Raw genomic sequence first — 10,623 nt, 5'->3', positions numbered from 1 at the left:
GAAATGGTCCTGCGCTGTCATATTGCAGCCTTTGAAGCCTTCAGCGGTGCCACACTGGAGGTGCTGTATGATCGCATGAAGACAGCCGTACTGGGAGAGGATCCAGATGGCACTGTTCGCTTTAATCCATCTCTTGTCGCTCTTTTGGATCATTATGGCGCTCAGCCGGATGCTTGCCAGCCATACCGGGCAAAAACCAAAGGCAAGGTTGAGCGCCCATTTCGCTACATCCGTCAGGATTTCTTTCTTGCTCGCACATTCCGCGATCTGGATGATCTCAATGCCCAGTTCACCAAATGGTGTGAGGGCTTTGCCAATGCCCGCGTTCATGCCACCACCAATCGTGTCGTGCAGGAGGCTTTCAGTGAGGAACAGCCTGCTCTGATCCCTTTGCCAGCACACCCTTATGATGCTGTTTTGCTGGTGGAACGATGCGTGACACATGAAGGCATGGTCTCAGTTGCAGGGAACCTTTATTCAGTGCCGGATACCGTCAAGAAGCGCAAGGTTGAAGTCCAGCATCACCCTCAAGAGGTTCGCATCTATGAAGAGGGTCAACTTGTTGCCACCCACCTGGTATTGGAAGGCAAGAACCAGCGCCAGGTTGACCCACGTCATCGTAAAGCCCTTCCACGGACAACACAGCGCCGCCGTGGCGGGAAAGAGCCAGCCAAACACAGCGGTGTAAGTCAACGCCCACTGGAGTTCTATGAAGCCGTAGGCCAGCGACTTGCCAGGACGGGAGGCAAGCTATGAGTTCTCTTAGTAAACGTATTCAGTCTTCACTGGTGGGCTTGAAAATGCCTCGGACATTGGAGGTACTCGACCACACGCTCAGCCAGCTGGAACAAGGCGAACTCACAGCACTGGAGGCTTTAGACAGCCTGCTCAATGAAGAGTATTCAACGTGCGAAGGCCGCCGCATTGGTGTCGCTCTGACAACAGCCCGTCTTACACCCATCAAAACACTGGAAAGCTTTGACTTCACATTCCAGCCCTCACTGGACCGGGAGCGCATCATGGCTCTGGCGGAGCTGGAGTTTATCAGCCGCAATGAAGTGCTTCACTTTCTGGGACCTCCTGGAACCGGGAAGAGCCACCTGGCAACGGCTTTGGGAGTTGCTGCCGTTAAAGCGGGAAAGCGCGTCTATCGCATCGCCTTAGCTGACCTGATTGAAGCCTTGGCAAAAGCTGAAAGAGAAGGCCGGTTGACGGAGAAACTGCGTTTCTTTGCACGAACCTCTCTGTTGATCGTCGATGAGATTGGCTATCTGCCAATCACCACAGGAGGGGCAAACCTGTTCTTCCAACTCGTCAATGCCCGTTATGAAAAAGGCTCGATGATCCTCACGTCAAACCGTGGCTTTGCAGAATGGGGAGAGATCTTTGGCGATCGTGTTGTTGCAACCACTCTTCTCGACAGACTGTTACATCATGCCGTTGTCATTCACATCGAAGGCGCAAGCTACCGCTTGCGCGGTCACACCGACCTTATTCCAGAGCATATAAGAGCCAACGCATCAATAACTCCTCCACCACCACCCAAACGTCGCGGAAGACCACCTAAAAAGGAGAACTAGACCTAAAAAAAGGCTGGTCACCAAACCTCAAACTGGGGAAATTTGACCCTGCATTGACAGCATCAAAGACTTTTTCGGGAGAAGCTTTGAAGTCCCGTGTGATGCGCAGTGTGGTTTCTTCCTGTGTCATGCTATCGGCTACTGTCATTGTCTTCCCCTTGCTGATTATCGAGTAACGTTTCCAATCGGTCGAAACTGGTGTTCCAGAAGGCTCGGTAACGCTCTATCCATTGATGCAGGTCTGCAAAACGTTCTTTCTTCAATGCACACACCCTCCATTGCTTTTCGACGCGTCGTTCGATGAGGCCAGCGCTTTCGAGCAGCTTAAGATGCCGGGAGATCGCCGGAGCAGACACCTTGAAGGGTTCAGCCAGTTGCCCGACTGGCAAGTCTCCTTCATTGAGAAGTCGCTCGACAATGGCAAACCTCGTCGGGTCGGCCAAAGCTCCAAAAACTTCCGGCAAGTTGGTTTGTGTATTCATTTCACCATCTCTTTAATTAGCGTAATCGTTAATTGATCAATTGAAGTGCGTCAACCTTTGTTCTTGATTCATTTTCCGCGGATTTGCGTGTGGTAGAGAGAGAAAGGGGGCTACAGGAGCTCTTGGCGAAGAAAGTTGCTCACAGGCTGAGTAATTTACAAATATATCTAAGCGTCATTTTGGCAATAAACAGCAACAATTAATGCGCAAAAAATAGATTGCCAAACGCTGTAATTTCTTCAACATTCAGAAGCAGAAACTCAAAGAAAACCAAGAGGAACTGCGATAGGTGGCAATCTATTCCTTGGTGTTTGGGCATGAGTTTCAGCACCTTCCCTCAAAATCAAATGATGTGTCGCCCGCTGGCCAATTTCCGCGGGCACTACGGCACACTTCCGGAATTCGCAGGCCAGTTATGAGTGAGATGGTTTCGCAGGCCCCAGCTCAGGGGAACGTTAAATTTGGCATCCTCTGGATGGTAGCAGCCATGTTTATGTTCGTGATTGTTGACAGTGTAGGCAAGTATTTGTCTCTGTCATATCCAGTGCTGCAGGTGGTCTGGGGGCGGATGTTTTTCCATCTGCTGTTCATACTGGTCTTCTTGGCGCCTCGCGTAAAAACAATGATCGCCCCCAACAACGGGTCAGTGGTTTATCTGCGTGCAATTCTTGTTTTGGTTATGACAATCGGCTCGGTTGCAGCTGCTCAACTGATCCCCGTCGCAACGCTCCACGCTATAGCGCTGCTCTCTCCTATGATGGTGACGGCTATGTCTGTTCCAATTCTGGGCGAGCAGGTTGGAATGCGGCGTTGGGTTTCCATCCTCGTGGCGTTCATTGGAGCTCTGTTGATTGTGAAGCCAGGTGCTGGTGTTCTTGATCTTGGTGCGCTGATCGCTGTGGCAACAATTGTGGTTTATTCTGCAGGTCATATCGTGGCGCGGTACGCGAGCAAGTTTGATAATCCGTCCACTGTGCTGTTTCATACTGCTCTGCTGGCATTGATTGGGGCGGTTTCTGGTTTTGGGCATTACGCCATTGTGAAGGCGTTTTTCTTTGGGGAGGCTTCAACCATCGCGCCCTTCAGTTACAGCAGCCTCATTTGGGCGATGCTGATTGGCTTGATGTTCTTTGGCGAGTTTCCTGATGGACTGACACTTGTTGGTGCCGCCGTCATCTTTGGATCGGCCATTTATATGTGGCACCGGGAAAAAGTCTTGGGACGAGCTGCATAGATCAACCATCTGCTTTTGCATAATGCTTTGATTGTTAAAACTCTCTGCTTTAAAACTGGGGGATCACTGCGAGGGGGAACATTATGCATGTGAAAATACTTGGTTGTGGCGATGCGTACGATCCGCAAAAAACGAACTCATCTTTGTTGATCTCAGAAGGTGAGTTCAAGCTGCTCATCGATTGCGGTCCAACCGTGCCCCAGGCATTGTTTGCAAATGGTATGACGGCTGAAGACATCAGCTGCATTTACATCTCGCATTGCCATCCTGATCACTGCCTTGGTTTAACAACGCTGCTCAATTACATGAAGTCGTTCAAGCGTTCGAAGCCGTTGACCATCTTTCGTCAGGCCTCTCAGCATCAGGCTTTGTATCGCCTCATGGAGTTTGCATACTGGCCGGAAAAAGACCTCGGCTTTGACCTTCACTGGCAAGATTCCGAGGATTTGGCAGTGGTCGGTCCATGGAATGCAATGACCGCTGCGAGCAATCACTCAGTGCCAAACCGTAGCCTGCAGCTGAAGGGGGAAGCTGTAACGCTGTTTTACTCAGGCGATGGCCTGTTGTCTCCAGAAGGTGAACAACTTGCTGCGCAGGCAGATCTCGCCTTTATCGAGTGCGAGTACATGACTGCAGCAAACGGGCATGGGTCTTGGGTAGATGTAAAAGACTTGCCGCGAAAAGCAGGAAGTTGCTGGGTGCTGTACCACATTGATGATGCGTCCAGGCCTGCTGTAGCTAAAGCCATTAAGGATTACGCTGAGTTTTCTCTGGGTGAAGATGGTCGTGAGTTCGAGCTCTCGAGGCTGAAGGCTTAGGCGACTGCCTGAGCCTTTCCAAGCCAGTCAGCTGCAAAGATTTTTGCCGTCAGTGGCTTGGCGAAATGATAGCCTTGTGCATAGCAGCATTTGATATCTTTGAGCAGATCAACTTGCGTCAGGTTCTCTACGCCTTCTGCAATAACCTTCAGGTCGAGCAGGCTGGCCATCGCGGTGATCGCTTCAACAATATCGCGTGTGGCCTGATCTGCTTCCATTTTCTGCACAAAGCTATGGTCAATCTTGAGCTTGCCCAGCTTTTGCGTGCGCAGTTGCCAAAGCGCAGAGTGGCCGGTGCCAAAGTCATCAATAGCGATGATCATGCCTGCATTGGCAAGCGCATCCAGGTTGGCTTGAGTATCGCCTGCTTCATTGATGAATGCGGATTCACTCAGCTCGATCTCGTAGATTTCTGGCGGGACTTCAAGGCTCTGCAGTAGAGCGAGGATTTCAACCACACGATTTGGCTTTGCCAGCTCTCGCTCTGAAAGGTTGATCGCGATGCGGCCAGAAAACTCGAACCCTTCAGCAACCCACCGACGGTATTGGCAGGCTGTCTCGCGGAAGAGCCAATCTGAGATATCGTCGATCATGTTCTGACATTCGGCAATTGGAATGAACTCAGAAGGGGAGATCGGACCAAGGTCTGGGTCTTCCCAACGCATCAAAGCTTCAACGCCGTAAAGCTTGTCGTTTTTCAACTCTACAATTGGCTGATACTTGAGGCGCAGGTTACCTTCCTCAATCGCAGTTGTGAGCTTCTCGGAAATCAGCACCTTGCGTACGACGGCTTCTTCCATCTGGCAGGTGTAGAAGCTGAAGCCGAGATTGTTGTATTTGGAATGGTACATGGCAATGTCGGCTTGCTTGAGCATGGTGCCGCTGGAGGCACCTGCCAGCTGGCTTACAGCCACGCCGATACTTGCAGATAAAATTGGAGATTGCTCGCCTAAATCAATTGGAGCGACCATTGCTGTTTCCAGACGATGAACAGTCATTTCCGCTTCTGCGTTGGACGTATCTCGCAGCAGAATAACAAACTCGTCGCCGCCAAGACGGGAGAGCAGGGCATTCTCCGGCAATACGCTTTCAAAGCGCTTTGCAGCTTGCACGAGGAACTGATCGCCAGCGTCATGCCCCAGTGTATCATTGATCTCTTTAAAGCGATCCAGATCCATATAAATGACAGCGCATTGATTTGAACTATCTTTGGTTGTCGCGACAGCTCTTTCCAATTCTTGCAGAAAATGTGCGCGGTTTGGCAGTCCAGTCAGAGCATCCGTGTAAGCGAGCTTGGAAAGTTCCTCTTCGCTTTCTTTTTTGGCCGTGATGTCTTTTTTGATTGCAAGGTAGTACTTCTTGTTTGCGTTGCCGCCTTGCCACTCAACCGGAGAAATCTTGGAATGCTCAACGTATTCGGAGCCATCCTTGCGACGGTTTATGAACTCACCTTCCCACGGCTTGCCATCACCCAAAGTGGTCCAGAGATGATCAGAGGTTTCTGGAGGCGTTTTGCCGGAGCGCAGAAAGTCCAGATTACGGCCAACAGCGTATTCTGCTGAGTATCCGGTTGCTTTTTCAAACTGAGAATTCACATAGACAATTGTACCTTCATGATCTGCAACCATGATGGTTTCAGAACATTGCTCTACTGCAACTGACAGAAGCTCAGGAGGTACAGACACAAGATCCTCGGCTAGACTCGAAATAAAATTGCATGCACTGAATAATTAAACTCAAAGATAATCGCAATGCTTCACTGCAGATAATTAAGGGAAAGATTTAGTTCTAATTATTATCCATATGTTTCACAGAGTATACAAGGGTAGATTGTAGATCAAAAAAGGAGAGCATTTGCTCTCCTTTTTTGATTATGCGTCCTGCAGCTGCGCAGATATCGGGATATCCCGACGCCCACAAGCCGTGCTGCTTTCAACGGCGAGGTCAAGCACTTGCTGAAGATTCGCTGCATGGCGGAAGGTTGGGTGGCCATTCACACCAGATTGCACGGCCTCCGCAAACTTGCGGTAGTTGTTTGGCGTTGGTGTGAGCTCAATCTGCTTCCATTCGGCTCTCTCAAGGTTTGGACCGGAACAAACGAACAGTTCACCCAGACCACCTGTGTTGGTGACCTTGATGCCGCCTTTTGTGCCGTGAACCTGAAGATGCAGGTCGTTCATATGGCCAGAGGCCAAACGGCTGGCATGAACAACACCGACTGCGCCTGATGTGGTTTCGGCCATCATGGTGAAGCTGTCATTGGCATCCAGCTTGTACTCTCCAATCTGATTGCCCGGTGCTTTATCAAAGGTCTTCAGGTGACAAGAGATAGACTGGTACGGAGCGCCAATCGCAAACCCGGCAAAGTCGAGAATGTGAATGCCAACGTCTCCCAAAACACCCAATGACCCGTGCGCTTCAGATAGGCGCCAAAGCCATTTCTCTTCCTTGTCCCAATGCCCCCATGCAGGCTGTGTCAGCCAACTTTGGAGGTAAGAGGCCTCGAAATGGCGGATTTCCCCAATTTCACCAGCTGCAATCAGTTCATGAGCTTTTTGCAACGCGGACACGTCGCGATAAGACAGGTTGACCATGTTGATCAGGCCGGCCTTTTCGGCTGCAGTCGCCATTTCGTCAGCATCGGCAAAATTGCTCGCCAATGGCTTTTCGCAGAAGACGGGCTTGCCACCTGCAAGAAGCGGCATTGTGGTTGGGTGATGGACAGCATCAGGCGTGACGTTTGCCACGGCATCAAACTCGCCCCACGCAAGAGCGTCTTCCAATGAGGTGAAGCGTTTAGGGATGTTATGTTCATCGCAGAAGGCAGTCAGGCGTTCTTCATTGCGATCAACACCGCCAACGATCTCAACACCGTCAATTTCACCAAACTTGTTGGCATGGCTATTTGCCATGCCTCCGGTTCCTACAATAACGAGACGCATCAACGATACCCTTCCTCACCTGCTTCATGAAGGCGTGGCCCGCGTTCTTCAATTTTCTCTGGTGCTTCATCTACTGGCACATTCGGCGCCGCATTCGGGTCTGCCACACGTGGTTGCGGGTTGTATGCCCACTTTACGCCGTTGGCGATAACGCGCTGTACGGTTTCGTTGTGGTATGTCGGGTATGTCTCATGGCCTGGGCGGAAATAGAAAATGTTGCCCGCGCCGCGCTTGTAAGTCAGACCGGAACGGAAGACTTCGCCGCCCTGGAACCAGCTGATGAAGACGGTTTCAAGAGGCTCCGGCACACCAAATGGCTCGCCATACATTTCTTCGTTTTCAAGCTCAAAGCTGTCTGGAATGCCAGCAGTGATTGGGTGGTTGCGGGATGTAACCCAAAGACGCTCACGCTCGCCAGCTTCGCGCCATGTCAGGTTACAAGGTGCACCCATCAGGCGCTTGAACGGTTTAGCAAAGTGCGCAGAGTGTAGGAAGATCATGCCCATGCCAGACCAAACACGTTCACATACACGTTCAACGATTTCGTCGGAAACGTCCCCGTGCGCTGCATGGCCCCACCAGATCAGAACATCTGTGTCTGCAAGACGTTCTTCGGTCAGGCCGTGCTCTGGATCTTGCAAAGTTGCGGAGGTTGCAGAAATTTCTGGATCATTGTTCAAAGCAGCAGCAATGTGATTGTGCATCCCATCAGGATAGATGCCGGCAACAACTTTGTTCTTTTGCTCGTGGACGTTTTCGCCCCAGACAATGGTCTTAATCATTGGCGTATTCCGATAGATGTGGAGTGTCTTGCCTGAGGGCCAGACAAAACGGAGATATGGAAAGGGCCTTCCCCATTGCGAGAAAGACTGCGGACTTGTTCATTTTTGTAGGTGCGATGCTATCGCGTCTTGGGACCGCAGAACGCGGTTGACTTCAACTCTGCTTCAACCTTGGTATGAAATGCCAATGAAATATCAAGAAATTCACCGAAACATTTGTTGCAGTGCAACCGATTTACTGCGAACTGTAGAATCCGTCTAAGTAACGCGAAGTTCTCAGTCGAATTCTACAATTAGTCACCCCATTTTCTAGCAGGTTTTACGGACTAGGAGACCAGTAAGGCTTCGTTAAAGGCCAGTGCCAACGTTTCTCCCGCGACAGTTTTTTGTTTCGCCACATAGAGTTGTAGGGTCTGATCAAAAGTAGATCCCCCAAATGGCGTCTTACAAAGCACAGTCAGATCACCTCCCTGATGGCTGGTGATTTGGGCCTGAGTGGGCTTGTTATCTTCCCAGATAAGATCGACCTCAAAACCACCACGGGCACGCAGACCGCGAACTTCTCCTTTTGGCCAAGCGCTTGGCAAAGCAGGCAAGAGCTCGATGCCGTTGTGGGTCGTGTTCATCAGCATCTCGGAAACGCCGCGTGTGTAACCAAAGTTGCCGTCGATCTGAAATGGCGGATGCGCGATCATGAGGTTACCATAAAGGCCGCCGTCTTCACTCTTCGGCGCTTCATTCTCCACGCGGTTGAACATGTTATGGATGATCTTGTATGCATGGTCTCCGTCACCAACACGGGCCCAGAGGCAAATCTTCCACCCCATGCTCCACCCGGTTGCCAGATCTCCGCGGATCTCAAGAGAGCGTACGGAAGCTCTCAGCAATTCTGGTGTGTCTTTGCCGATCTGATCACAAGGGAACAAGCCATAGAGGTGAGACAAGTGGCGATGCGTTGGCATGAACTCCTTGAAATCCTGAGACCATTCCTGCACCTGTCCTTGTGCTCCGATCTGGTAAGGCAACAACCGTGCAGCCTTCGTCTCTAATGTCTCTGCAAGAACGTCATCAAGTCCCAGTAGTCGGGCTGCAGCGGCGGTGTTGGTGAAGGTCTCCCGAATAATGGCGCAGTCCATGGTGCTGCCCTGATCGACGGTGATGACATGGCCATCCTCGTCCAGATACCGGTTTTCCGGACTGGTGCTGACTTTTGGTACCAGATAACCCTCCTTGTTCTCACAGAGCCACCATTCGTAGAATGCCGTTGCAGATTTCATCAGAGGGTAAGCGCGGTTCTTGAGGAATTCTTTGTCGCCAGCGTAAAGAAAATGCTCCCACATATGAGAGAGCAACCAGCCTGCTGCCATCGGCCAAAACGCAGAGGCAGGATCACACGGAGATGGTACACTGTCACGCCAGATGGTGTTGTTGTGGAACGCACACCATCCGGGAGCATTGAACATTTTCCTGGCCGTGCGTGCACCTGAGACGGCCAATTCCTCGATCAGCATGAAGAGCGGCTCATGTAATTCGGAAAGGCCTGTGATCTCGGCGGGCCAGTAGTTCATCTCCAGATTGATGTTCATCGTATAATTGGAGACCACTGCGGCCGGCGTAGGTTATTCCAAATGCCTTGCAGGTTTGGCGGCTGACTGCCTGAGCGAGAAGACCCAATCAACAAATAGCGGCCATACTGGAACTGCAACGCGGCGAGGGCTGGATCGCCTTTTTCCTGAAACTGCTCCAACCGCGTGCTGGTCGGCAAGTTCGGAACGTCGCCATTGCCTAGTTTAAGCAATACGCGATCAAACCTCTTCAACACATCATCCGTGTGTTTTTGCAGAATATCTTCATAGGAGACAGAGCCTGCTTTTTCCAGAGCGCTTTTCACGATCGGTGCAGGATCTTTTCCTTCGCGGCTTGGGCTTTTGTCTGGCCCGTTGAAGCTTGTTGCCATGGCAATGCGAAGGGTAACAGCTGTCGCGCCTTCAACATGCAGTTCACCGCGTTCCGGGCGAATATTCCCGCCCTCTAACTCAACAGCAAGGCCTGCTTCAAAGTACGTACCTTCTCCCAAGCCATCTTCGCTATAAACGATACCGCCGCGATGTCCGTCCTGCTCATTCTCAGCAAAGGGCCGAAGTTTGCCACCGGGGCCAAAGATCTCAGGGTTTCGGTACTGCTTCTGATCATGCTCAATGCGCTCAATCACTCGGCTGCTGGTAAAGGCTGGCGCTTGTCCGCGAAGGTGCAGACGGGTGTTTTCAGCTTCAAGCGTTGCGCGGCATGTTGGGTGCGGGCTGTCTTAACGCAGAGTGAAGGAGAGTGTGCCGGGTCTGTCGGATATCAGATGGATAACAATGACATTATCCGGATAACTAGCAAAGGTGGTGCGCTCATATTTCACGCCGCCCTGCTCATAGCTCTCATGATGCATAGAATGACGGATATCCAATGCTCGGTGATAGCTGGATACTTCGCCTTGGTTTTTCATTGTGATGAACAGATTGCCGACTGGTTGGTAGGCTTGCCCTTGCCGTCCTGTCCAGTTCTTGAGCACAAACTCTTGCGCTTCAAAGAGCTTTCCGTCTCTTAAAAGCGTTTCTGCATGCGCAATCTGACCTGCTATTTCCGGCACCGGGTAAATACGAGTTGGTTCACCCGAATAAAGCGTGTCTTCGTTGAGGTGAATACGGGCGTTTAGTAGATTGCCATAGATCATCGCGCCAAGGCATCCCGGTCCCTCCCTGAATGCCATGTTAATGTGTCAACCATCTCTCCGAAC

10 protein-coding genes and 1 pseudogene are annotated in these 10,623 nt (G+C 51.2%); 4 read left to right on the top strand and 7 right to left on the bottom strand.

Annotation, left to right across the window (positions count from 1 at the left end):
• On the top strand, positions 1–756 hold a 756-nt coding region (locus PsWM33_RS08825), incomplete at its 5' end, for a Mu transposase domain-containing protein (RefSeq protein WP_153039917.1).
• On the top strand, positions 753–1,580 hold the full coding sequence (gene istB, locus PsWM33_RS08820; RefSeq protein ID WP_063299964.1) for an IS21-like element helper ATPase IstB: 828 nt from the start codon (positions 753–755) through the stop codon (positions 1,578–1,580). The genes PsWM33_RS08825 and istB, both read left to right, overlap by 4 nt.
• A gap of 131 nt (positions 1,581–1,711) precedes the next feature.
• Here the strand turns inward: istB and PsWM33_RS08815 are convergent, their stop codons facing one another.
• Entirely contained in the window at positions 1,712–2,062 is a 351-nt protein-coding gene (locus PsWM33_RS08815) for an ArsR/SmtB family transcription factor (protein WP_063299963.1), read from the bottom strand.
• Between the two features lie 415 nt (positions 2,063–2,477).
• Between PsWM33_RS08815 and PsWM33_RS08810 the strand changes: the two genes are divergently transcribed.
• Entirely contained in the window at positions 2,478–3,296 is an 819-nt protein-coding gene (locus PsWM33_RS08810) for a DMT family transporter (protein WP_063299962.1), read from the top strand.
• A gap of 83 nt (positions 3,297–3,379) precedes the next feature.
• A complete protein-coding gene (locus PsWM33_RS08805; RefSeq protein WP_063299961.1) occupies positions 3,380–4,114 on the top strand; it encodes an MBL fold metallo-hydrolase in 735 nt (244 codons plus the stop codon).
• Here PsWM33_RS08805 and PsWM33_RS08800 read toward each other — a convergent pair.
• From PsWM33_RS08800 to PsWM33_RS27975, 6 genes and pseudogenes are all read right to left on the bottom strand, one after another.
• Complete coding sequence (locus PsWM33_RS08800; RefSeq protein WP_063299960.1) at positions 4,111–5,799, bottom strand: putative bifunctional diguanylate cyclase/phosphodiesterase; 1,689 nt, start codon at positions 5,797–5,799, stop codon at positions 4,111–4,113. The two genes, PsWM33_RS08805 and PsWM33_RS08800, sit on opposite strands and share 4 nt — an antisense overlap.
• Before the next feature lie 186 nt (positions 5,800–5,985).
• A complete protein-coding gene (locus tag PsWM33_RS08795; RefSeq protein ID WP_063299959.1) occupies positions 5,986–7,056 on the bottom strand; it encodes a Gfo/Idh/MocA family protein in 1,071 nt (356 codons plus the stop codon).
• The gene (locus tag PsWM33_RS08790) at positions 7,056–7,838 is read right to left on the bottom strand and encodes a ThuA domain-containing protein (RefSeq protein ID WP_063296758.1); all 783 of its coding nucleotides are present in this window, start codon (positions 7,836–7,838) and stop codon (positions 7,056–7,058) included. The genes PsWM33_RS08795 and PsWM33_RS08790 overlap by 1 nt, the downstream gene beginning before the upstream one ends.
• 326 nt (positions 7,839–8,164) lie before the next feature.
• Positions 8,165–8,464, bottom strand: a complete 300-nt coding sequence (locus PsWM33_RS28840; protein ID WP_446737443.1) for a glycoside hydrolase family 95-like protein — start codon at positions 8,462–8,464, stop codon at positions 8,165–8,167.
• A 60-nt stretch (positions 8,465–8,524) separates the two neighbouring features.
• Positions 8,525–9,795: pseudogene (locus PsWM33_RS28835) on the bottom strand (glycosyl hydrolase family 95 catalytic domain-containing protein); the annotation flags it as partial.
• Positions 9,796–10,143: 348 nt separating this feature from the next.
• Entirely contained in the window at positions 10,144–10,596 is a 453-nt protein-coding gene (locus PsWM33_RS27975; RefSeq protein WP_208991882.1) for a glycoside hydrolase N-terminal domain-containing protein, read from the bottom strand.
• Positions 10,597–10,623 lie beyond the last annotated feature (27 nt).

It is taken from the genome of Pseudovibrio sp. WM33 (assembly GCF_001623165.1).
Taxonomy (GTDB): Bacteria; Pseudomonadota; Alphaproteobacteria; order Rhizobiales; family Stappiaceae; genus Pseudovibrio.
This window is presented reverse-complemented; position numbering and strand designations above follow the sequence as displayed.